General features: G+C 57.9%; 15 protein-coding genes. 7 read left to right on the top strand and 8 right to left on the bottom strand.

Annotated features, from left to right (window positions below; genetic code table 11):
- Positions 1 to 68 precede the first annotated feature (68 nt).
- The 3 genes from alaC to GSQ81_RS01600 form a co-directional block, all read right to left on the bottom strand.
- On the bottom strand, positions 69 to 1,250 hold the full coding sequence (gene alaC, locus GSQ81_RS01590) for an alanine transaminase (RefSeq protein ID WP_158908995.1): 1,182 nt from the start codon (positions 1,248 to 1,250) through the stop codon (positions 69 to 71).
- 107 nt (positions 1,251 to 1,357) lie between these two features.
- Entirely contained in the window at positions 1,358 to 1,858 is a 501-nt protein-coding gene (locus tag GSQ81_RS01595; protein ID WP_158908996.1) for a protein-disulfide reductase DsbD domain-containing protein, read from the bottom strand.
- Entirely contained in the window at positions 1,859 to 2,509 is a 651-nt protein-coding gene (locus GSQ81_RS01600; protein WP_254059928.1) for a TlpA disulfide reductase family protein, read from the bottom strand.
- Positions 2,510 to 2,615: 106 nt separating this feature from the next.
- Between GSQ81_RS01600 and GSQ81_RS01605 the strand changes: the two genes are divergently transcribed.
- From GSQ81_RS01605 to GSQ81_RS01615, 3 genes are all read left to right on the top strand, one after another.
- Positions 2,616 to 3,617: an SIS domain-containing protein gene (locus GSQ81_RS01605; RefSeq protein WP_158908997.1), complete on the top strand. Its 1,002-nt coding sequence runs from the start codon at positions 2,616 to 2,618 to the stop codon at positions 3,615 to 3,617.
- Positions 3,618 to 3,932: 315 nt separating this feature from the next.
- Complete coding sequence (locus GSQ81_RS01610) at positions 3,933 to 5,816, top strand: proline--tRNA ligase (protein ID WP_158909847.1); 1,884 nt, start codon at positions 3,933 to 3,935, stop codon at positions 5,814 to 5,816.
- Positions 5,817 to 5,840: 24 nt separating this feature from the next.
- A complete protein-coding gene (locus GSQ81_RS01615; protein ID WP_158908998.1) occupies positions 5,841 to 8,438 on the top strand; it encodes a transglycosylase domain-containing protein in 2,598 nt (865 codons plus the stop codon).
- A gap of 26 nt (positions 8,439 to 8,464) precedes the next feature.
- Here the strand turns inward: GSQ81_RS01615 and GSQ81_RS01620 are convergent, their stop codons facing one another.
- Positions 8,465 to 9,184, bottom strand: coding sequence for a sulfite oxidase heme-binding subunit YedZ (locus GSQ81_RS01620; RefSeq protein WP_158908999.1), 720 nt, complete (start codon positions 9,182 to 9,184; stop codon positions 8,465 to 8,467).
- A 198-nt stretch (positions 9,185 to 9,382) separates the two neighbouring features.
- Positions 9,383 to 10,372, bottom strand: coding sequence for a protein-methionine-sulfoxide reductase catalytic subunit MsrP (gene msrP, locus GSQ81_RS01625; protein ID WP_158909000.1), 990 nt, complete (start codon positions 10,370 to 10,372; stop codon positions 9,383 to 9,385).
- 143 nt (positions 10,373 to 10,515) lie between these two features.
- Here msrP and GSQ81_RS01630 point away from each other — a divergent pair, with 143 nt between their 5' ends.
- The 4 genes from GSQ81_RS01630 to ligD all read left to right on the top strand — a co-directional run bounded on the left by GSQ81_RS01630 (position 10,516) and on the right by ligD (position 18,042).
- Complete coding sequence (locus GSQ81_RS01630; RefSeq protein ID WP_158909001.1) at positions 10,516 to 13,290, top strand: PIG-L family deacetylase; 2,775 nt, start codon at positions 10,516 to 10,518, stop codon at positions 13,288 to 13,290.
- Between the two features lie 87 nt (positions 13,291 to 13,377).
- Positions 13,378 to 14,133, top strand: coding sequence for a 2-keto-4-pentenoate hydratase (locus GSQ81_RS01635; protein WP_254059929.1), 756 nt, complete (start codon positions 13,378 to 13,380; stop codon positions 14,131 to 14,133).
- Between the two features lie 85 nt (positions 14,134 to 14,218).
- Complete coding sequence (locus GSQ81_RS01640) at positions 14,219 to 15,160, top strand: Ku protein (RefSeq protein WP_158909002.1); 942 nt, start codon at positions 14,219 to 14,221, stop codon at positions 15,158 to 15,160.
- Between the two features lie 26 nt (positions 15,161 to 15,186).
- Positions 15,187 to 18,042, top strand: a complete 2,856-nt coding sequence (ligD, locus tag GSQ81_RS01645; RefSeq protein ID WP_158909003.1) for a DNA ligase D — start codon at positions 15,187 to 15,189, stop codon at positions 18,040 to 18,042.
- Here ligD and GSQ81_RS01650 read toward each other — a convergent pair.
- The 3 genes from GSQ81_RS01650 to GSQ81_RS01660 all read right to left on the bottom strand — a co-directional run bounded on the left by GSQ81_RS01650 (position 18,039) and on the right by GSQ81_RS01660 (position 23,477).
- Positions 18,039 to 18,923 carry a dimethylarginine dimethylaminohydrolase family protein gene (locus GSQ81_RS01650; protein WP_158909004.1) on the bottom strand — a complete coding sequence of 295 codons (885 nt, stop codon included), beginning with the start codon at positions 18,921 to 18,923 and terminating at the stop codon, positions 18,039 to 18,041. The two genes, ligD and GSQ81_RS01650, sit on opposite strands and share 4 nt — an antisense overlap.
- A gap of 172 nt (positions 18,924 to 19,095) precedes the next feature.
- On the bottom strand, positions 19,096 to 22,287 hold the full coding sequence (locus GSQ81_RS01655) for an efflux RND transporter permease subunit (protein WP_158909005.1): 3,192 nt from the start codon (positions 22,285 to 22,287) through the stop codon (positions 19,096 to 19,098).
- Between the two features lie 95 nt (positions 22,288 to 22,382).
- Positions 22,383 to 23,477 carry an efflux RND transporter periplasmic adaptor subunit gene (locus tag GSQ81_RS01660; protein WP_158909006.1) on the bottom strand — a complete coding sequence of 365 codons (1,095 nt, stop codon included), beginning with the start codon at positions 23,475 to 23,477 and terminating at the stop codon, positions 22,383 to 22,385.
- Positions 23,478 to 23,595 lie beyond the last annotated feature (118 nt).

The following is a 23,595-nucleotide window of genomic DNA, read 5'->3' on the forward strand; positions in this document are numbered from 1 at the left end:
GATTCCCTTCGGGAATGACAAACAAAGGAATCTACACCTGAGAGGAAATAGCTATAGATGCGGATGGCTTATCCTGCTTTGAACATCTGCTTCATCCCGCGCAGCGCCTGACGCGTGCGTTCTTCGTTTTCGATCAGCGAGAAACGCACATGACCGTCGCCATGCTCACCGAAGCCGATACCTGGGCTGACCGCGGTCTTCGCCTCTGCCAGCAGCTTCTTTGAGAACTCCACTGACCCGAGCGCGCGGTACTGCTCCGGAATCTTTGCCCAGACGAACATGGTTGCCTTAGGCATATCGACGGCCCAGCCGAGCTTGTTCAAGCCCGGCACCAAGACATCGCGGCGAGCCTTGTAGTTGTCGCGAATCTTGGCGACGCAATCCTGCGGACCTTCGAGCGCGGCGATGGAAGCTACCTGGATCGGCGTGAATGTGCCGTAGTCGAAGTAGCTCTTGATGCGACCGAGCGCCGCAACCAGCTTCGGGTTTCCGACCATGAAGCCCACGCGCCAACCCGGCATGTTGTAGCTCTTCGAGAGCGTGAAGAACTCGACCGCGATGTCTTTTGCGCCGGGAACTTCGAGCACGCTGGGAGCACGATAGCCGTCGAAGACGATGTCCGCATAGGCCAGATCATGAACGATGTAGATTCCGAGTTCCTTGCACAGCGCGACGATCCGCTCGAAGAACGAAAGCTCGACGCACTGCGCAGTTGGGTTCGACGGAAAGTTCAGGATCAGCAGCTTTGGACGCGGCTGCATTCTCGGCAGCTCGTATTCGAGCCGCGCCAGCAGCGTGTCGGCGTCTGCATCGGCTGCGGGAATGCTCTGCACCTTCGATCCGGCAATGACCGGTCCGAAGATATGGATCGGATAGCTCGGGTTCGGCACAGCTACTGTATCTTCGTCGTCGAGCACGGCAAGGCAAAGGTGGGCGATACCCTCCTTCGAGCCAATGGTGACGATCGCTTCGGTCTCGGGATTGAGATCGACGTCGTAGCGGGTCTTGTACCAGTTGCAGATGGCCTTGCGCAGACGCGGAATGCCGCGCGAGAGCGAGTAGCGATGGGTTGCAGTCTTTTGTGCTGCTTCGATCAGCTTGTCGACGATTGCCTTGGGCGTCGCTCCATCGGGATTGCCCATCCCGAAGTCGATGATGTCTTCGCCGCGCTTGCGTGCCGCGGCCTTCAACTCGCCCGTGATGTTGAACACATACGCCGGCAACCGTGTCAGCCTTCTAAACTCGTCCATTGCGCCCTGCTCGCTCCAAGATTTCTTTCTTAATCGATGATGCCACGACGGAAGAACCAAAGCAGAATTCACTTTGCGCTTACCTCGGGCCGGAACCCGTCATGCCACTACTTTGCGGTGAAAACGACCTGAATGGGAAGGCTTCGCGGCGGATAGCAGGCTGCGTGGTCGCATGCCTGATAGCGCAGCGTGCCATCGATCTCGTGTTGCCCTGCCCTGGCGACGACCGGAAGCTTCACCGTGAAGTCGCCTGCGTAGACATCCAGCTTGTCGTTGGGGCTGAAGCTGAAGCTATAGGCTGTGCCCGCGGGATACTCTGCGGTCTCAGCCTTCACGCCCGCTGCCGGCTGCAGATCGACCTTGGTGGGAATCAGCAGCTCCGACTTCGGGGTGTGCGAGTTGACGTGAAATCCGTCGACAACGCGGAAGCGCATCTCGACGACGCTTCGCTTTCCTGCCGGAATTGCCTGCGGTTCGGCATCGTAGATCACATAGGACTTTGCCTTCTCGGCATTGCCGTTCATGTTCCCCATCTGCGCCGTCAGGACTCCTGCATTGAGCAGGGTTCCCGCACCAAGCAACAACCCTGCCACCACGCTCAGCCGCATTTACTCTCCACCCTTCATAGCCGTCGTCGCTCCAGAGGCAATCGTCTTCTTGATGTTCGCCTCGATCTCGTTCTTCGAGCTCAGCCCTGCGGTCGCCTCGATCACTTTGCCGTCGCGGTCCACATAGAACGACATGGGCAGATATTCGATTCCACCGTACGCGTCCTGTACCTTGTCGGTCGTCAACAGGATCGGATACGTTACTCCGACCTGCTTCGCGGTCTTGCCGATTACGTCCTTGCCTGCATCGACGTCGGCGGTGAGTCCGAGAATCTCAAAGCCCTGTCCTGCATACTGCTTGCGCAGCTCTTCGAACCACGGCATCTCGATCTTGCAGGGAGCGCACCACGTCGCCCAGAAGTTCAGCAGTACCGGACGGCCCTTATAGTCGGCCAGCGAAACTTTCTTGCCGTCGAGCGTCGACAGCGTGAATGCCGGAGCGGTCTTTCCGCGCAGCTTTGCGCCCGGATCTACGTCCTCGGAGTCGTCGCCTTGTGCGGACTGACTGGGCTGCGCAGGAGTGAGCACCACATGGTTGGCCTCGGCCAGCTGCATTGCGATGCGCCGTTGCCGCAGGTTATGCCATCCGGACCACAACAGCAGCGCGATTCCAACGATCATTACGCCAAGAACCAAGGTATTTCGCTTCACTTGATTGGATATCCTTCCGGCAAGCGCTCCGCGCCGAGCCTGTATCCAGTTTAGACGCAATGCGGCCTCGGACGCCGCTCTGCTAGCATCGACATGGTTCCATACCATGGCAAACGAAGCCCACAAATCGTCCGACACCAGCCAGCCTTCAAGTTTCGTGCGTATCGAGGCCGCAGCGCTTAGCGATCTCGCTGACCGGCTCGATGGCGCGATGCTTGCGCCGTTTACCGAAGCCGTCGATCTATTGATCGGTGCGGCCAACAAGCGGCAGAGCATCGTCGTCACCGGCATCGGCAAGAGCGGCATTATCGCCCGCAAGATTGCGGCTACGCTGCGCTCCACCGGAACGTCTGCGCACTTTCTTCAGCCGTCCGAGGCTTTGCATGGCGACCTTGGCATGATTGGGCACGGTGATACTGTTCTGGCGCTCTCTTCGAGCGGAGAAACCGAGGAGCTGCTGCGGCTTTTGCCCACGCTGAAGCGGCTCGGCGCGCGGCTCATCACCTTTTGTAGCTGCGCGACGTCAACACTGGCAGAGGCCAGCGATATTTTTCTTGATGCCAGCGTCTCTGCCGAGGCTTGCCCACTGAACCTTGCGCCGACTGCCTCGACCACCGTGATGCTGGCGCTGGGCGATGCGCTCGCGCTGGAGGTGAGCCGCCGCAGCGGCTGGAAGGCGGAGGACTTTGCCGACCTGCATCCCGGCGGAAGGCTGGGCCGACGGCTGTCGCGGGTGCGCGACCTGATGCATGGGGGAGAGGCGCTACCCCATGTGTCAGTCGATACACCGATGCCGCAGGTGATTCACGAGATGTCGCACAAGAAGCTAGGGATGACCACCGTTCTTGACGGCAGCTCTCTGCTGGGCATGATCTCGGACGGCGATCTGCGCCGGTTGCTGGAGCGGGATGGCTCCCATGCGCTGGAGCGGTCGGCTGGTGACATTATGAACCAGCAGCCTTTGACGATTGCGGCAGATGCCTTCGCCTCGACGGCCCTTGCGCTGATGGAGGAGAGGAAGATTACCTCGCTGATCGTCACCGGCGAACAGGGGCAGGTTGATGGTGTCCTTCATCTGCATGATCTGTGGACAATCACCCCGGCTTGAAGTCCCCTTCCGCCTGATACTTTCCGTGCAAAATATTCATTCCAGGATAGTTGTCCTTAAAATATTTAATCGAGATGGGTTAAAAACTAGCAACTGTGAAAATACAGGGGTCTCTCCACTCCGCTGCGCTCCGGTCGAGATGACGTGAGCTTTGGGGTAGAGGGATAGGAGTGAAGCAGCAAAGTCAACCCTGCTTCTCCAATCCAACTCAATTTGTGCTCGTTCAGCGAAAGACCCTGCACCATTTAGAATGAACATTCATCTCTAAAAGTCCGTACATCTTGATGTAGCGGACAGGAAAGTGCTCTTTTGCCGATGCATCGCTGGTCTCAACTTTTTATTCCCACTCTTCGTGAGGCACCGGCGGACGCCGAAGTCGCCAGCCATAAGCTCCTCCTTCGCGCCGGTTACGTTCGCCAGCTTGGCGCAGGTATCTATAGCTACCTTTTTCTGGGGAACCGCTCCATTAATAAGATCGTGGCGATCATCCGCGAAGAAATGGACCGGATTGGGCAGGAGTTTCTGCTGCCTGCGCTGAACCCTCGCGAGGTATGGGAGGCCAGCGGCCGCTGGGATGTGATGGGCGACAATATGTTCCGTCTGAAGGACCGCAAAGGCGCGGAGCTTTGCCTGGCCATGACCCACGAAGAGGTGATGACCGACATTGCGCGCAAGGAGCTGCGCAGCTATAAACAGCTTCCCCAGATCTGGTACCAGATTCAGACCAAGTTTCGCGATGAGCCGCGGCCGAAGTCGGGTCTGCTGCGGGTGCGGCAGTTCATCATGAAGGACGCGTATTCGTTCGATATCGATGAGGCCGGGCTGGACGTGAGCTATAGCAAGCACGATGCCGCTTACCGGCGCATCTTTACGCGGTGCGGTCTGCAATTCGTCTCAGTCGATGCGGATTCGGGATCGATGGGCGGTTCGGCTTCGCAGGAGTTTATGGTCTATACCGAGGCCGGCGAAGATCTGATCGCCAGCAGTGCCTCAGGCTATGCCGCGAATCTGGAGAAGGCCACCAGCCGCCTTACTCCTGTCGAAGATCTTGCGCCGACCGGCGACGGCCAGCCTGAACTTGTCCACACCCCCGGCATGGGTTCCATCGCCGACATCACTGCCTTCCTCGGCATTACAGCTTCGCAGGATATAAAGTGCGTCGCCTTTATGGGCACGCCCAGCTTGCCGAAATCTAAAGCAGGAGCGACAGAGGCGCAGCCCCTTCATCCTGTTGTCGCCTTTCTTCGCGGCGATCATCAGGTTAATGAGACCAAGCTGAACGCTGTCGCAGGCACTATTGAGTTGCGCCCGATGACGGCTGAAGAGCTTGAGATCCACATCGGTGGGCCTGCCGGGTTTCTTGGGCCTGTCGGTATCGCTGAGGTGATGACCAATGGCTCGCTCAACGGACTGAACTCCGGCAAAGAGCTGAGCAAAATCAAGGGCATCTTCCGCGACGTTGCCAGCGAAGGGCTGAAGACTATCGTCGTCATGGACCTTGGGCTCGAAGGGCGGGCGAATCTTGTCGGCGGCTCCAACAAGCTCGATTACCATCTCCGCAACATCACTCCCGGTCGCGACTTTACCCCGACGCTTACCGCTGACATCCGCACGGTCAATGAAGGAGAGCTCGATCCTATCGGCGGCGAACCGCTGCGGCTGGGCAAGGCGGTGGAGATTGGCCACATCTTCAAGCTGGGGTACAAGTACACCAAGTCGATGGGAGCCAGCGTGCTGAATCGTGACGGCAAAGAAGTAACTCCGATTATGGGGAGTTATGGCATTGGAGTCGAGCGCATTCTTACTGCGGCTATCGAGACCTCTGCTGCGGCAAATGGCGGCGAGGCTTACGCTCTGCATCCGTCGATTGCGCCGTTTCAGGTGGTGGTGACGATCACCAATGTCGGCGATGCGCCGCTTCTGGCTGCGGGCGAAAGAGTGGCTGCGGAGCTGGAGGCGGCTGGCTTGGATGTTCTGCTCGACGACCGCGATGAGCGCGCCGGGGTGAAGTTCAAAGATGCGGATCTGGTGGGTATCCCCTATCGCATCAACATCGGGCGGGGAGTGGCGGATGGCAAGGTCGAGTTCGTCGACCGCCTGCAACGCAAAAACGAGGACATCCCGCTGAACGAGATAGCCAGCAGGGTAACCACCGAGATAACCTCTACGCTGCACGCGGTGCTTCCCGCAGCCATCTAACTACCGTCCAACGAAAGAGTACCTTTGCCTCTTAAACTCAAATACGGTAAGAATCGAACTGGCTCGGCGCGAGGCTTCTTCAGCTCCAGTCTTGTGCGCGGACTTCTGATTGCGGTGCTCGCGTGCCTCGCCATTGGCGTTGCGATCTTCGGCATCGCCTATTTTCACTATCAGCATGTCGTCGATGACCGTCTGGCCGCCGGGCCGATCTTCGCCAGCGAGTCGCAGATCTATGCCGCACCGCGCGAGGTGCGTCCCGGCCAGAAGCTAACGGCCGCGTCAATCGCCGCCGATCTGCGCCGCGTGAACTACAACGGCAATCCTCAGCTCGGCACGTTCAACCTCAACGGCGACACGATCTTCATCAAGCCCGGCCCGGAGAGCTATCACAGCACCGATGGGGCCACCATCGATACGACCGGCGGCGTGGTGCAAAAGATTACCGCCGAGAACGGTGTCGCGCTTGCGGCCTACGACCTTGAGCCGCAATTGATCACGGCGCTCTCGGAAGATAGTGGCCGTACAAAACGGCGACTCATCACCTACGACAATATTCCGCCGCAATTGGTACAGGCGGTCACTGCCATTGAAGACCGCCGTTTTTTTGAACACTCCGGCGTCGATTATGTCCGCATTGCCAAATGTGCCGTTCAGGATGTCATTTCCTGGCGAATGAGCTGCGGAGGCTCGACCCTTACCCAGCAACTCGCTCGCGGGTTCTTTCTCACTCCGCAAAAGCACATTGTTCGCAAGCTCAAAGAGGTCATGATTACCTTTCAGCTTGAGGCCCGTTTCAACAAGCAGCAGATCTTTGAGATGTATGCCAATGAGATCCCTCTTGGCCAGCGCGGCAGCTATGCCATTAACGGCTTCGGCGAGGCAGCGCAGACATACTTCGGCAAACCGCTGCGCCAGCTCGATACGGCACAGTGCGCTCTGCTGGCAGGCTTGATCCAAAGCCCCAGCCGCCTGAATCCATACCGGCACCCGGAACGCGCGATGACGCGCCGCAACGTCGTCCTCAATTCGATGGTCGAGACCGGCGCACTGACTGCGAGTGAAGCCAGCCAGTTCAAAGCCGAGCCCATCCGCCTGGCTCCTTCTAATATCGATGCCAGCGAAGCTCCTTATTTTGTCGATCTGGTGCACGACCAGCTCGTGCGCAAGATCGGCGACCAGGACCTGAGCCACCAGAACCTGCGCATCTATACCTCACTTGATCCTGACCTTCAGAACGCCGCATCCGAGGCAGTCCAGGTCGGGATGAAGAACGTCGATGAGTTGGTGCGTCGCAAGCACCGCAACCGCAAGGGCGAGATCGTCGGAGACATCACCTATCCGCAGGTCGCGCTGATCGCGCTAAACCCGCACACGGGCCAGGTGCTCGCGCTCGTCGGCGGACGCAACTACAGCGTCTCCCAGTTGGACCACGCGCTGGCCGAGCGTCCCACCGGATCCATCTTCAAGCCGTTCGTCTATGCCACTGCTTTTAACACCAGCCTCAACGGCACGCAGCTCGGAGACTCCGGCGGCGTTTTCACCTCGATCACGCAGCTCAATGACGATCCGCAGGACTTCGGCACCGATGGCAAGTCGTATACGCCGGGCAATATGGTGCATGGCGAATACCCTGGGATGGTGACAGCGATTACGGCTCTCGAGCACTCGCTGAATATCGCCACCATCGCGCTGGCGCAACAGGCGGGCTACGGCAACGTCGCTGCACTGGCCCGGTCGGCAGGCATCGTCAACGCTCGCGGCACACCCTCGGTCGCTATCGGCACCTACAACGCCACGCCTCTGGAGATGGCGGGAGCGTATACGGTCTTTGCCAACAACGGCGTCCACCTCGACCCCTGGCTACTCGCCTCGGTCCGCAACTCCAGTGGAGATATCGTCGCCGACTTCGCACCCCAGGCACGTCAGATTCTCGACCCCCGCGTCGCCTACCTCACGCATTCATTGCTGGAGGACGTAATGAACCATGGCACTGGCATCGTGGCGCGTGCACATGGCTTTACTGCTCCTGCCGCGGGTAAGACCGGCACCGAGCATGACGCATGGTTTGCCGGCTACACTTCAAACCTGCTGTGCATTGTCTGGGTCGGCAACGACGACTACACCGACATCAAGCTCCAAGGAGCAGATGCGGCCGCGCCGATCTGGGCGGAGTTCATGAACCGGGCCATCAAGCTGCCGCAGTACTCCGACGTGAAGTCGTTCTCGCCGCCCTCGGGGGTCACCGTAGTAAGCCTCGACAAGACGAGCAACCTGCTTGCCGACGGCAGTTGCCCCAGCGACTATAGCGCGGCCTTCCTCGATGGCACCGCACCGCAAAACTACTGCAGCCAGATGGGCGAAAATCCACAGAATTTTATCCAGAGGATCTTTGGCATCGGCGGCAACAAGCCCGCTCCCCCTGCGGCAGCACCGCACCCGACGACGCCGCAGGCAGCACACCCGTACGCACCTGCTCCTGCAGCCGCGCCAAATGCTCCGCCTGCGCAAAACGCTTCGGAAACGCAGGAGGCCAAGCCGAAGAAGAAGAACTTCTTCCAGAAGCTCTTTGGCGGCGGTGGCGATAAGGACAAGCAATCCGAGTCCACCGACCCACCGCAATAGGTTGGCTGCTACGAACGGGTTGCCCCTTATTGCATTATGGCTTGCGTGGCGGTTCTGGCCGCTGACTTGCGTTTCTTCGTGCGCTTCCAAACGGTGTAGGCAATGCGAGCGAGGAGCAGCATCGTCAAAACGGCGGTGTCTTTCCATGGGGTGCGGACACCTGTTTTGACTAGCCACCAGAAATGAATGACTCCGGCAATGGCGGCGAGATAGACCAGCCGATGCAGGCGCTGCCAGTTTTTGCCTCCCATGGCCCGCATCACGAACGACGGTGAAGTGGCCGCGAGCAAAAACAGGATGACCCAGGCCAGGAGGCCAACCTGGATGAAGCGGCGCTTGAGCAGGTCGTCGACGATGGCCGGCCAGATGACCTTCCATTGCGTAATGATCTCGCCGGGATGACCGGAGCGAATGCCGCTGAGGGCTGTAGCGATGTCGTATCCAGAGAAGAGGAAGACATACGTGGCGAGGTGGAGCGTCGCGTAGAAGAAAGCATAGAGCCCGATCAGGCGGCGGAAGCGGACGAGAAAAGCGATGCGCGGCGAGAGACGGCGCAGCGGCGTAATGGCCAGCGTGGCCAGCAGAATGTAGAGCGTCCAATTGCCGGTGAAGTGGGTGATGTAGTTGACCGGATCGGGGTTGAGCTCCAGCGTGCCGTTGCGATAAAGATGCAGCAGGTAAGCGAAGGGAGCAAGGCACAGGAGATGGAGCAGAAACTTAAGGGCGACGATGGATCGTTTCGACATGGATGGCTTATCGCGATGCGTGCTGCGGTTGGACTCTCTTGCTGCGGATGATTTTATGGAAAAAGAGGAAAAGGCGAAATACAGGGGTCTCTCCGCTGCGCCGCACGATGATGCTGCGCGGCTTCGGTCGAGATGACGTTTTTGCGGTGCGAGATGACATCCTGAGTTCTTATACAGGGTCTCAGTAACTACTGAAGGTCAGAAATTCTTTTTTAGGTCCATGCCGCTGTAGAGGCTGGCCACCTGATCGCCGTAACCGTTGAACATCAGTGTGGGAATGGTGCGGGGCAGGAAGCTGGAGTCGATGCGGCGCTCGTGGGCCTGGCTCCAGCGGGGATGATCGACCTGCGGATTGACGTTGGAGTAGAAGCCATACTCGTTCGGCGCCATCTCGTTCCAAAGCGTGTGCGGCTGCTTTGCGGTAAAGCTGATCTTGACGATGGATTTGCAGTTCTTGAAGCCGTACTTCCACGGCATGACGACACGGATGGGAGCGCCGTTCTGGTTAGGCAATGGTTGCCCGTAGCAGCCGAAGGTGAGCAGGGCGAGCGGGTTCATGGCTTCGTCCATGCGCAGGCCTTCGGTGTAGGGCCAGTTGAAGCCGCCGGGGATGTCGGGCATCTGCTTGTGGTCGAGCAGCGTGGTGAACTCCACATATTTGGCGCTGGGCAGCGGGTCGCAGAACTTGATGAGTTCGGAGAGAGAGTAGCCGTCCCAGGGAATGACCATCGACCACGCTTCGACGCAGCGATGGCGATAGACGCGGCTCTCGATGGGGCGGTACTTCATGATGCCGTCGATGTCGAGGGTCTGCGGCTTTTTGACGAGGCCGTCGATCTTTACCGTCCAGGGGCGGGTGACGAGGGTGTGAGCGTTGCGGGCCGGGTCGGATTTGTCGGTGCCGAACTCATAAAAATTGTTGTACTTGGTCGCCTTGTTGAAGGGCGTCTGTGCGTCGGGAACGGTGTATTTGCTGGGGACGGTCTGAAGCTGGGTTGCGGCATGGACTTCTTCGTCGGGATGGAGGAGGCCGGGAATGCGGGTGGCGGCGACTGCTGCCGCTCCCAGGACTGCCGCTCCGGAGAGGAAATGGCGACGGGTCGGGCGGGGCTGCTCGAAGACCTGCTTCGGCGTGATCTCGGAGGACGGGATATGGGGGCCGAGGCTGTCGGACTTGCGTAAAAGCATGGTGCTGTTCCCTTTCCTTGCCTCTGAGACGAAATGAGAAGCTATTTGGTTACAGGGCAAGGTGTTGCTGCTATTTAGATTACGTTTCGGAGCGCGGGTCGGATGCACCTTTTCGGGCATCAGATATGAGAGATTAAAGCTAAATGATGATTAGACGGACTTTTTCAGGGTTTGGAGTCTTTGCGACGATTGCTTTGGTGCTGCCGGGCGTAGCTGCGTGGGGACAGACGGCGCATGATCCGGCAAACCTTGGCGGAGAGCAGGTCAAGGCATCGGTGGTAGCGGATGCATTGCCCGCGAACCGGGGTACGGCGGCGCTGGAGCAGAACCTGAAGAAGCTCTCGACCAGGGCCAGCCTGCTGATGATTGTGGCCCATCCCGACGATGAGGATGGAGGGATGCTGACCTACGAGTCGCGTGGGCAGGGAGCGCGGGTGGGCATGCTGACGCTGACCCGGGGCGAAGGTGGGCAGAATGCGATGTCGGGGGACTTCGACGGCGCCTTGGCGCTGCTGCGCACGCAGGAGCTGCTGGCCGCAGATCGCTACATGGGCATCGACCAGATGTTTGGGACCGAGGTGGACTTCGGGTTTTCGAAGACGAAGGAAGAGTCGTTTGCGAAGTGGACGCACGAGCGGGTGTTGTATGACGCAGTGCGGGCGGTGCGTTTGTATCGGCCACTGGTAGTCACCAGCGTGTTTGTGGGCGGCGTGACGGATGGGCATGGACAGCATCAGGTGAGCGGAGAGATTGCGCAGGAGGTCTTTACTGCTGCCGCCGATCCGAAGGTGTTTCCTGAGATGGGATTGGAGCCGTGGGCTCCGGCGAAGGTGTATGCACGGGTGCCGTTCTCGCGGGTGACGGAGAAGGGCATGTATGACTATGCGACCGGAAAGTATGCTCCGGCGCGGTTTTATAACTATGTGACGAAGACGTGGTCGAGCGAATCTCCTGTGACGAATGTGGAGGTGCCAGAGGGAGATCACAGCGACGTGCTGGGAATGAATTATGTGCAGTTTGCGCGGCACGGCCTGTCGCTGCAGCGATCGCAGATGGGACCGGGGGGGCGTTCTGCTCCGGCGGGAAAGTTCGATGTTGGATATACGCGGTATGGCTCGCGGGTTGGAGGGGCGGAGTCGGAGAAGAGCTTCTTCGATGGCGTGGATGTTTCACTGGTGGGAATTGCCGATCTTGCTCCCAACGAGAAGAGCTTTCTGAGAAGTGATTTGCAGCAGATTTCTAAAGTAATAGCTGAGGCTCAGACTCGTTTTTCGGCGGACGCTCCCGAGAAGATTGCTCCCCTGCTTAAGACGGGGTTGGCGGAGACTCGGGCTTTGATCGCCAAGGTGGAGACGGCAAAGGATCTGACGGCGCGGGAGAGATACGATGTGCTCCACGAACTGCGCGTGAAAGAGGCGCAGTTTAACGATGCGTTGGTGGAGTCTCTGGGCTTGCAGGTGGAGGCCAGAGTTGCGCCGGGTAGCGCGGTGGTGCCGGGGTCTTCGGTGGATGTGAAGGTAAAAATGACGAACAGCGGCAAGGATAGCGTTCGCGTCGTTGTGCGGGATGACCGCTCGCTGGATGGCAGCCGATGGACGGAGGGTTCGAGTGCGGTCCCCGGTGATGGACTCTTGAATGCGGGAGCGACGACCGATTGCGAGTTCAAGGTCAGCGAAAAGGCCGACGGTAATGCGGCGACGCGGCCTTACTTCACGCAAAAGAGTCTGGAGCAGCCGTACTATGACGTTCAGGCTGCGGCGATGAGGTTGTCTCCGCTGCCGCTGCCTGCGGAGACGGTGTGGGTCACCGCAAAATATGACGGCGTGGATGTTCGGCTGGGGCAGGTTGCCCTCGCTGCGGAGTCGACGCGAAGTGGAGTCGTGTCGCAGCCGCTGACGTTTGAGCCCGGCTTGAGCGTGTCGATGCAGCCTTCGGCGGGCATCATTCCTTTGAACGAACAGAGCTTTCCGTTGACCGTTCATGTGCGCAGCGCTGAGCCGCTGGGGGCACGCGGAACGGTGCGGCTGCAGATGCCTGCGGGATGGCGATCGCAGCCGGATTCGGCAAAGTTCGCGACCAGGACCGCAGGCGAGGAGCAGTCAGTCGAGTTTGTTGTGACGCCGGGAACGTTGGGCGAAAAGGCGTACACCCTGACGGCGGAGGCAACCTCTTCGGTGACGAATCGGACGTACGCGGAGGGCTACCGCGCGGTGGGGTACGCAGGGCTGACGCTGTCGAACCTGTACTCTCCTGCGACTTATCGGACGCGCGGCGTGGATGTGAAGGTAGCGCCGCATCTGAAGGTGGGTTATCTACCGGGCACGGGAGATGATGTGCAGAAGTCGCTTGAAAATATCGGAGTACACGCCACTACCTTGACGATGACCGATATCGCAGAAGGCCGGCTCTCGGGATATGACGCGGTGGTACTGGGGGTTCGGGCTTATTCGGCGCATCCCGACCTTGCGGCTGCGAATGGGCAGCTTTTGAGCTATGCGAAGAATGGCGGCGTGGTGATTGTGCAGTACAACACCGCAGAGTATGACGACGACGGTCCCTATCCGCTGTCGCTGGGCAGCGCGGAGAAGGTCGTCAATGAGACCGATGCGGTGCGGCTGATCGTGCCTTCGAGTCCTTTGCTTAACTGGCCGAACAAGATTACAACTCACGATTTTGATGGATGGGTCGAAGAACGCGGGCATGGGTTTCTCGAAAGCTGGGACCCGCGCTATGAAGCGCTGCTGGAGACACATGACCCCGACCAGGATCCGCAGAAGGGTGGGCTGGTCTATGCGCGGACAGGCAAAGGGGCGTACGTCTATGTTGCCTACGCTCTTTACCGGCAGTTGCCGGAGGGCGTCCCCGGAGCTTACCGCTTGTTTGCCAACCTTCTGAGCGTTGGAAAAAATGTAAAGTAGGCTGGTTGCGCGAGACAGAATGAGGCAAATTGGTGCAAACTGTTCTGCATGATAAATGGCGCTCAGCAACGGCAGATGATAAATGCGGTGGACCTCCTGCTCGACGCACGCAGGACCAACAAGCCCATCGAGGACCTTCCGGTGGATGTACGGCCGCAGACGCTGGAGGAGGCTTACTTCATCCAAGACAAGCTGTCGTGGGCCTATGAGGCGATTGGCGGATGGAAGATCGGCGCTTCGACCGCCGATGCCACTCCCATGTTTGCGCCGATGCCTGCGGCGTGGATGTCATGCAGCGGATGCGAGATGCGCGGCAGAACACACCGGTATCGAGGCCTCGAAGCTGAGATCTCCTTTCTGATGGGTGAGGATCTGCCTCCGAGAGAGACTCCCTACACGCGCGAGGAAGTTTTAGCCGCGGTTGCGAGCTGTCATCCGGCGATTGAGGTTCTGGAGACGGCATTCATCGATCCGATGCAGGTAGCAAAGCTGTCGATGATCGCCGATTTGCAGATACACGGCGGCTTTGTCTATGGGGAGGCTATCCCGGATTGGCAGCGCATCGATTTTTCGCAAGAGCATGTGACCATGACCGTCGATGGAGCTGTGCGCGTCGAACGGACTGGGTCGAACACCTCGGGAGACCTGTTGCGGCTGCTTCCCTTCCTGGCCAATGAGGGAGCGGAGCGTACGGGCGGCCTGAGGCGCGGCGACTGGGTCACAACCGGAAGCTGGACCGGGTGCACGCTGGGTTCGGCCGGCTCGGTGGCGGATGTGAGGTTCTCGACGGCGGGTAAGGTGAATCTGAGGTTCGGGGCAGAGGGTTCTGCGCTGCCGGATTGAGCTATCAGATTGATGGGTGGGCATCTTTGAGCGGGAGCTGGGAATCCTAAATTGAGACGGAGTTCTCCGTCCTGCGAGGTTCCCTGTGGCACGTCCTTATTGGTCTGGGCAGATTCAGATATCGCTCGTCTCTTTTGGCGTCAAATTGTTTGTCGCCACTGAAGCCAAAGGCGAGATACGTTTTCATCAGATAAGCCGCAAGACGGGTGAGCGGGTGCGCCACCAGAAGGTGCTGGCTTCGACGCTGGAGGAGGCCCCGGATGAGGCCGCCGCCCCGGTGGAGAAAGACGAGATCGTCAAAGGGTATGAATATCGCAAAGGCGAGTACATCGCCATTGAGCCCAGCGAGATTGAGCAACTGCGCGTGCCCTCGAAGCACACGATTGAAGTGACGCAGTTTGTGGGAATGGACGAGATTGAGCCGGAGTATCTGGAGAAGCCTTACTTCGTGGTTCCGGAAGATGATGTTCAGGCAGAGGCATTCGCAGTCGTGCGAAAGGCGCTGCGCAAGACGAAGAAGGCTGCGCTGGGCAAGATCGCATTTGGTGGACGCGAACATGTGATCGCCATCACCGCACCCGACGACGACAAGCTTGCGGGCATGATGGCGTACACCATGCGCTATCAGGAAGAGTTGCGCGATGCGGAGGAGTATTTCCGGGACATCAAAAAAGTTGCCGTCAATGAAGACTCGCTCGAGCTGGCGGAGACGCTCATCAAGAAGAAGGCAGCGAAATTTGATCCAGCGAAGTTTATCGATGGATATGAAGCTGCGCTGAAGGAGTTGGTAGAGGCAAAGGTTAAACACGCTCCGATACCCAAGGACGAAGCCTCTGCTCCGAAGCGCGGCAATGTGATCAACCTGATGGACGCTTTGCGCAAAAGCGTCAGCGGCGGAGAATCTAAAGAATCTTGGGAGACAAAGAAGAAGCCTGCGACGAAGAGTGGTCGCAATGCTGGCCTGTCCCTGATTAAGTCTTCGGCAAAATCGGCAACTGCAAGCGGCAGGAAACGGAAGTCGGCTTAGCCTGACTGGATTGGGTGGAGGACAGGATGGCGAGCGCTAAGAAATCAGTAAAGAAAGCCGTGGAGAAAAAGGCCGCGGCGAAGAAATCTACGCGATCCTCGCCAGCAAAAGTGAAGGCTAAGAAGCCTAATCGCGCGGCAGATGCTGTGGATGAGCAACTGGCGCGATACCGCTCGATGCGCGATTTTCATATCACAGCAGAACCCAGTGGAACTGGTAAGAGCGGAGATCGTGCAGAGCGGCTTCCCTTCTGCATTCAGAAACACGCGGCATCGCATCTGCACTACGACTTCCGGCTGGGGTGGAATGGTGTGCTGAAGAGTTGGGCGGTCGCAAAAGGCCCGAGCTATTTCACTGGCGACAAACGATTGGCCGTGCAGGTCGAAGATCACCCCATGGAATACGGAGGCTTCGAAGGCATCATTCCTGCGGGCCAGTATGGCGGCGGCACTGTGATGCTTTGGGATCAGGGAACATGGGAGCCGCAAACCGGTAACGAAGACGTTGACAAAGGATTGCGAGATGGCAGTCTCAAATTCGTGATGCACGGTACAAAGATCAGAGGCAAGTGGGCGCTGATCCGCATGGGTGGGAAGGCCGCGAATGAGCGTAAGCCGAATTGGATTCTGATCAAGGAGCATGACGATTTCGAGCGAGGAAAAGACGATCCATGCGTGACGGTGGAAGAACCCGACAGTGTCGTGACGGGACGCACCATAAAACAGATCGCGCACAACGAAGACCATGTGTGGAATTCAAAGGACACCGCCAAAGGGAAAGCGTGGTATCGGCAGATTGGCCGCGGCGAAAATACTGGCGATGAGAGTGGTGCTTCCCTGCCGTTCGAAGATCGTAAGAGTTCCGTCTTCGAGAAAAAACGAACGATGACGGTTAGCGACTTCAAAAAAAGTTTGAGCAAGTTACCGAAAGAAAATCAGCCGGGCTTCATTGCTCCGCAGCTTGCGCTTCAGGCGATATCTCCACCGTCTGGCGAGGGATGGCTGCATGAGTTGAAGCTTGACGGGTACAGGATGCAGGCGCGCAAGGATGGCTCTGGGGTGCAGATGCTGACACGCAAGGGACTGGACTGGACACACCGCGTGCGCGCAGTCGCTAACGAAGTAGCCAAGCTGGCGGTGGATACGGTAACGCTGGATGGAGAGGTCGTAGTGCTTGCGGAGGACGGCACTACAAGCTTTGCGGATCTGCAGGCTTCGTTTCAGGACGGAACGAAGAATCTGTTGACTTATTTCTGCTTCGATCTGTTGCATATGGATGGACGAAATATACGGGAGCTTCCGCTGAAGCAACGCAAGGAGATTCTGGGGGGCGTTCTCAATAGTGCAAATGCAGACTTGTTGCGAGTGAGCGAACATCTGGAAACAGATGGCGAAGGGATCTTTCGCAAGGCTTGTGAACTTCATGCCGAGGGCATCGTTTCAAAGAAAGCTGCCGGCCGATACTCTTCAGGACGCGGCGGCGATTGGTTGAAGATGAAGTGCCTGCACGAGCAAGAGTTTGTCGTCGGCGGATTTACGCTGCCGTCGAACGGGATCAACGGCGTCGGAGCATTGCTCCTCGGGTACTATCGCGATGGCAAGTTGATCTATGCAGGACGCACCGGGACTGGCTTTACCCAGAAGACGCACAAAGCAATTCGAGGAAGATTGAATGATTCAATTCAAGCTGCGGTGCCGTTTGAACAAGTGCCGCCTGAGGCCAGGCGAGGAGTGAGGTGGGTCAAGCCGGAGCTTGTGGTTCAGGTGCGCTTTGCTACATGGACCGCCGACAATCTCGTGCGTCAGGCAGCGTTTCTTGGAGTGCGCGAGGACAAGAGCGCAGAAGAGGTTGTACGAGAAGAAGCTAGTGTTGCGCCGCGTCCGAAAGGAACAGGCAGGAAGCCTGTCGAACCGAGGACTTCGGCGAAGACGGCAGCTACGCATAAAGTGAAAGGGCGTGTGGCTGCGAAAGAAACCGCAACGATGGAGCATGCCCCAGTTCGTCTGACTCATCCGGAAAAGATACTGGATGAAAAATCGGGAATGACCAAGCAGATGCTTGCGGATTATTACTGGGCTGTCGCGGAAGAGATGCTGCCGCATATTGCGAACAGGCCGTTGAGCCTGGTGCGATGTCCTGATGGCGCCGACAAGCCGTGCTTCTATCAAAAGCACGCAAGCCACGCGCTCCCTGATGGTGTTGGCAGCGTAGACGTCGCCGATAAGAACGGAAAGATTGAGCCGTACATTACGCTTTCGACCGCAGAGGCGCTAACAGGATTGGCCCAGATGGGAGTGCTCGAGGTGCATCCCTGGGGATCGCGAAACGAGGACCTCGAACATCCCGATCGGCTGATCTTCGATCTCGACCCTGATGAAGCGCTTGGATGGAAGGTGCTGACCGAGGCCGCGGCCGAGGTGCGGAGACGCCTGAAGGCGATTGGGCTGGAGAGCTTTCTGAAGACCACGGGAGGCAAAGGGCTGCACGTCGTTGTGCCCATTGCGCCAAAGCTGGAGTGGTCAGCGGCCAAAGAGTTCGCGCATGGATTTGTAAACGCGATGGAGAAAGCGAACCCCTCGCTGTATCTCACGAAGATGACCAAGGCTGCCCGCAAGGGAAAGATCTATTTGGATTATCTGCGGAATGAACGTGGAGCAACTTCGGTAGCTCCATTTTCTCCACGCGCGCGGGCGGGTAGCCCTGTTTCATTGCCGCTGAAGTGGTCGGATTTGAAGTTGGCAGAGCGGCCAGTATTTTCTGTGGCAACATTCGGCGAATGGAAGGCGCGCCTAAAGACAGATCCGTGGAAGAAGATGACAACGATGAAACAACGCATCACAAGCGAGGCGTTGGCCAGCGTTGAGATGAAGCAGTCAGCCTAACAAGTCGCGCCCCTTAGTTTCATCACCAGACATTTTGCCGCACCACCCGCTTTGAGGAATTCGCTCAACTCGACCTCAACTACATGGAAGCCTTTTGATTGAAGTTGTCCGCTCAGTGCTTCGCTGACCTTGTTGAGAATAACAGTGCGATTTACATTGATGACATTGCAGGCGAAGCGCAGAGCGTCCGCTTCGGTGCCGATAATACGTTTGTCTACGGCGTAATAATCTTCGATCCTTTCGACTGAAGCCTTGTCGAAGGCCGGTGGGTAGTACATCACCGAGCCGTCTTCGAGTGGAGCGAAGCAAGTGTCGAGATGATAGAAACGCGGATCAATGAGATGAAGAGGAACTACTTCAATCTTCCATGCGTCGCTCAGGTAGCGATGGCTGGATTGAAGTGTTCGCGGACCATAGCCTGCCAATAGTCGCGAGCCGTCGATGGCAAAGAGCGCATCACCTTCGCCCTCGAATGGGGTCTCGTGGGGAACACTGAGGACGGTGTATCCGGCTTCACCGAGCCAACGGCGAAAGTGTTGTTCTTCGCCCTGTCTTTCTTTGTGGAAGAAGCTGCTAAGCACAACGATTCCGTCGCGCTCTAATCCTGCGTTGGCTGTGAAAACCATGTCAGGCGAACCCGGTTGTGGCTCTACCAGAACAACCTCGGCTATCTCGGTCACTGCGTTGTAAAGATGCTGCCACTGCTCTGCGGCAACGGCTCGTGAAGAGTCATGGACGTGGCCAGCCATCCATGGGTTGATAACATAGTTCACATCGTAGAGTTTCGGAGGGCACATCAAAAACGTAGCCGGGACCGGAGTAAGGCCCGAGACAGGAACAGGGGTGGTGAAGTTACCGGGAGACGTTATGCTTATACTCATCGAAAGGCCTCTGATGATGAGCTTTGCAGGATTCGTCAACCTTCGTCAACATGAATGTTTATGCGGGTTTTAGCGAATATAGATGCATTTCGCCAGCGCCTGTCCATCCCCTGAAACGAAGCTCCGGTATGCGCCCCTAATGCGGCGCACACCGGAACCTTGAGTGATGGAATTAGTGAGCCGGCTCCGGCGGAGGCAGCTCGTCATCACACGGATTTCTGGCCTTTGGATCCTTCTTGAACATGCCAAGAAGTGTCTTGAGGATGACATAGAGAACCGGGATAAAGAAGAGGTTGAGAACGGTGGAGAGGGCCATGCCTCCTACGATTGCAGTACCGACAGAGTGACGGCCATAAGCGCCTGCTCCGGTGGCGAAGTAAAGAGGCATCACGCCGAGGATGAAGGCAATTGAGGTCATGAGGATGGGACGAAGACGAAGCTCAGCCGCAATGATCGCGGCATCGATGATCGACTTACCCAGCTCCAACTGCTGCTCGGCAAACTCCACAATGAGGATGGAGTTTTTCGCAGAGAGCCCGATGAGCATGACGAGTCCTATTTGGACGTACACGTCATCGACCAGGCCTCGCGCGGCGACAAGCCCAAGAGCACCGAGGACGGCCATGGGAACAGCGAGAAGAATGATGAACGGAAGTGCAAAGCTCTCATACTGCGCGGAGAGGGTAAGGTAGACGACCAGAAGGCCAAGGCCGAAGATGATGATGGCCTTGCCCGCAGACTCAACTTCTTCGAGCGCGAGTCCTGTCCAGGAGGAGGTCATGCCCTGAATCTTGTTCTTGTCGAAGAGGCGCTGCATGGCTTCCAGCCCCTGGCCGGAGCTGAGGCCGGGGGCCGGTGATCCGTCGATTTCTGCGGAGCGGAAGAGATTGTAGTGGTTGATGACCTGCGGTCCGGAGGTCTCCTCTACCGTGATGAGATTGTCGAGCGGAATCATCTGACCGGAGTCAGAACGGACGTAGTATTGGCGAATGTCCTGAGCATTACGGCGGAACTGCTCATCAGCCTGCACGTAGACACGGTAGGAACGGTTGTTGAAGTCGAAGTCGTTGACATAGCTCGACCCCATGAAGGTGCCCAGCGCGGAAGTGATCTGGTTGAGAGGAACACCCATGGTCTTGGCCTTCTCACGATCGATGCTCACGTGAAGCTGGGGATCGTTGGAGGTAAAGGTGGTGTTCATACCGATGAGTCCGGAGCCTGGAGCGCGGGACTGAGCGACGATGGTGTGGGCGACGCGATCGATGTCTCCGAAGGTGTTGCGTCCGCCATCCTGAAGGATGAACTGGAATCCACCGACCGTACCAATACCTGCGATGGCGGGCGGTTCTGCGGCAAAGGCGATACCGCCCGGGACACCGAAGAGTTTCGGCCCAACCTCCTGAACGATGGCCTTCGCGCTGAACTGCGGGCCCATCTTGGCACGGTCATTGATCGGCTTCAACGGAGCAAAGATGAGTCCCGAGTTTGGTGAGCTTCCCCCGGCGAGTGAGAAACCCATGACCGAGAAGGTGCCGAAGACGCCGTCGTTCTTACGCACGAGCGCGGAGACACGGTCGGCAAACTCGCTGGTGTAACTGAGCGAAGCTCCGGGAGGCGTTTGAACGATGATGAGGAAGTAGGACTGGTCCTCCTGAGGAACGAATGCAGTGGGGACATGGTTGTACATAAAAGCGGTAGCGCCAAGGCCCGCAAAGAAGAGCACCAGCATCGCGTAGCGCATACGCACAACGAATGTGACCATCTTGGCGTAGACCCGGATCATCCATTGGATGAAGCTTTCAATGGGGTTGAGGATCAAGCCCATGATGCCGGTATGCTTTTGCTCTCCGCGCAGCAGAATGGCAGCAAGCGCAGGTGAGAGCGTAAGGGCGTTGAATGCTGAGATGGCAATCGAGAAGGCAATCGTTAGCGAGAACTGCTTATAGAGGATGCCGGTCGTTCCAGGGAAGAAGCTTACGGGAACGAACACAGAGATAAGCACCAGCGAGGTAGCGATGACGGCGCTGGTGACCTCGGCCATTGCTTCGGAGGTTGCCTTATGGCTGTCGCAATGTTCTTTCTCAATGTGCCGCTGGACGTTTTCGATGACGACGATGGCGTCGTCAACGACTAGTCCTGTAGCGAGGGTGATGCCAAAGAGTGTGAGTGAATTAATTGAGAAGCCAAAGATCTTGATGAAGGCGAATGTGCCTATCAGCGAGACAGGGATGGTGACGGAAGGGATAATCGTCGCGCGCCAGTCCTGCAAGAAGAGAAAGATGACGATGATGACGATGATGACGGCTTCGCCAATGGTCTCAACCACCTCGCGAATAGAATCGCCGATAACGGTCGTCGTATCGACGGCGATAATGCCCTTCATTCCCGGAGGATAGGACTTTGCAAGTTCTGCCAGAACTGCGCGGCAGCGCTTGTCGACGTCAAGAGCGTTGGCGTTGGAGAGTTGCTGAATACCGATACCAACGGCATCTCCGCCGACGACTCCACCACCCTGAAACCTGAGGGCGGTGTCATAGTTCTCTGCACCAATCTCAGCGCGACCTACGTCCTTAAGCAGGACAATTCCACTGCCCGTGGAGCTGTTTTTAATGACGATGTTTTCAAACTGCCTTGGATCGGAGAGGCGGCCACTGACGCGAACCGCCATCTGGAAGTTCTGCTTCGGATCGGAGGGCTGCTGGCCAAGTTGGCCTGCCGGGATCTCTACGTTCTGCTCGGCGAGCGCATTGGTAACGTCAAGTGCGGTGAGCCCACGCGCGGCGAGACGGCTCGGGTCGAGCCAGATGCGCATGGCGTATTTGCGCTCGCCGAAGATGACGACCGCGCCCACTCCGGGAACGCGCTTGAGCGCGTCGCTGACGTAGACATCGAGGTAATTCGAGATGAAGGCCGGTGAGAGCGAGTGATCAGGAGAGACGAAACCTGCGGCAAGGACGAAGTTCGAATTGGCCTTGGTGATGGTGATGCCGGTGTTGTTGACGACGGCAGGCAGACGTCCCTGCACGGAAGCGACGCGGTTCTGGACGTCGACGGCAGCAATGTTGAGGTCGTAACCGGTATTGAAGGTGACGGTAATAGAAGAGGTACCGTCGTTGGAGCTCGTCGAGCTCATGTAACGCATGCCTTCGACGCCGTTGATGGACTGCTCGAGGATGGTCGTGACCGCTGATTCAACGTCCTTCGAGCTTGCACCGATGTAGTTGGCGCTGACGATGACCTGAGGCGGTGCAAGCTCCGGATAAAGGGAGATCGGCAGAGTCGGAATGCAGACGGCGCCACCGAGGACGATGAGCAGCGCGCAGACCGTGGCGAAGATTGGGCGACGAATGAAAAAATCTACCAAGGTGGACCTCTAGCCAGCGGGCTTAGCCCTGGCGGTAAACGAAAGAAGGTGCGGAGCTGGCGTGCAGCTCCGCAGACGTGGCTACGCGGTGCTGCCTAACCCAAAGGCTTGACGGGAGCACCTTCCTGCAAGAACTGCAGACCGGAGAGGATCACTTTGTCGCCAGGCTTGAGGCCGGAGATCACTGGATAGGTATTGTCTACGGTCTCACCAACAGTAACCGGGATCTGATGCGCGATATAGCCATCGCCCTTCGGCTCGGCGATGAAGACGAAAGTCTGACCGCCGACCAGAGAGACCGCGAGAACCGGAATTACAGGCGCTGGAGTGGTATTCCATGTGATGCGCGCCTTGACCAGTTGCTGATTGCGGAGACGCTGCGCTGTGCGTGGAATCTCAGCCTTAACGAGGATGCTTTGCAGCCCGTTATCAACCTGCGGCGAGAGGAAACTAACTTTGGACTTTACGATCGTATTTCCGTCATTGTCGAGGATATCGACCGGAAGGCCAAGCTTCACCTGGGATGACCGCTCAGTAGGAATATAGATATAAGCTTCAAGATCTGCGTTCTCATCCACGGTGGTGAGCATCGTGGTCGCTGAAACATAGTCGCCAAGATGTACGGGAATATCGCCGACGATGCCGGCGAACGGTGCGCGAATCTGGTAATAAGCCAACTGCTGCTTCGCCGTATCGGTCTGCGCCGTGGAGGAGTCAAAATCTCCCTTGGAGTTTTGATAGGCCTGCACTGCCTGGTCGTAAGCCTGCTTGGAGGTGACACCCGCCTCATAGAGCTTGCGCTGGCGCTCCACGTCGGCCTGGTTGTACTGGTAGACAGCCTTCTTCTGTGCCTCGGTTCCCTGCTGCTGCTGCACGGTAGCGACCTGCTTGAGCGGGTCGATCTGCATCAGGAGCTGTCCCGCCTTGACGGCATCGCCCGACTTCACAAAGATGCGGGTAAGGTTGCCATCGACCTGAGGCTGCATCGTGGCCGAGCGGCGGCTCTTGATGGTGGCCACATAAGTGTCGCCGTTAGCAACCGGCGAAAGGGTCACCGGAGACACCTTGACGGGCATCGCCTGGGGTGCCGCAGCAACCGGCGGCGGAGCAGACTTGCAACCTGCGAAGAGGCACACGGTCGCGCAGACGGCGAGCGGCAGAATGCGGCGGGGATTCAGAGTCAAGGACACAGTATTTCTCCTTCAGATTCAAAAACGTCAATTGCAACGGCCTGCCCTGGTGACACCTGCGCCGAACGAACGCAGATAGAGTAAGTGTCTGATTCCGCAAGAGCACTAGAGTTTCAAT

This window comes from Granulicella sp. L56 (assembly GCF_009765835.1).
GTDB lineage: Bacteria > Acidobacteriota > Terriglobia > Terriglobales > Acidobacteriaceae > Edaphobacter.

Bases quoted from the DNA above. Each gene is read 5' to 3' on its own strand.
- GSQ81_RS01605 (WP_158908997.1), top strand. From the start codon at position 2,616: ATGGCAAACGAAGCCCACAAATCGTCCGACACCAGCCAGCCTTCAAGT.
- ligD (WP_158909003.1), top strand. From the start codon at position 15,187: ATGGCGAGCGCTAAGAAATCAGTAAAGAAAGCCGTGGAGAAAAAGGCC.
- msrP (WP_158909000.1), bottom strand. From the start codon at position 10,372: ATGCTTTTACGCAAGTCCGACAGCCTCGGCCCCCATATCCCGTCCTCC.
- GSQ81_RS01595 (WP_158908996.1), bottom strand. From the start codon at position 1,858: ATGCGGCTGAGCGTGGTGGCAGGGTTGTTGCTTGGTGCGGGAACCCTG.
- GSQ81_RS01630 (WP_158909001.1), top strand. From the start codon at position 10,516: ATGATGATTAGACGGACTTTTTCAGGGTTTGGAGTCTTTGCGACGATT.
- GSQ81_RS01610 (WP_158909847.1), top strand. From the start codon at position 3,933: ATGCATCGCTGGTCTCAACTTTTTATTCCCACTCTTCGTGAGGCACCG.
- alaC (WP_158908995.1), bottom strand. From the start codon at position 1,250: ATGGACGAGTTTAGAAGGCTGACACGGTTGCCGGCGTATGTGTTCAAC.
- GSQ81_RS01650 (WP_158909004.1), bottom strand. From the start codon at position 18,923: ATGAGTATAAGCATAACGTCTCCCGGTAACTTCACCACCCCTGTTCCT.
- GSQ81_RS01620 (WP_158908999.1), bottom strand. From the start codon at position 9,184: ATGTCGAAACGATCCATCGTCGCCCTTAAGTTTCTGCTCCATCTCCTG.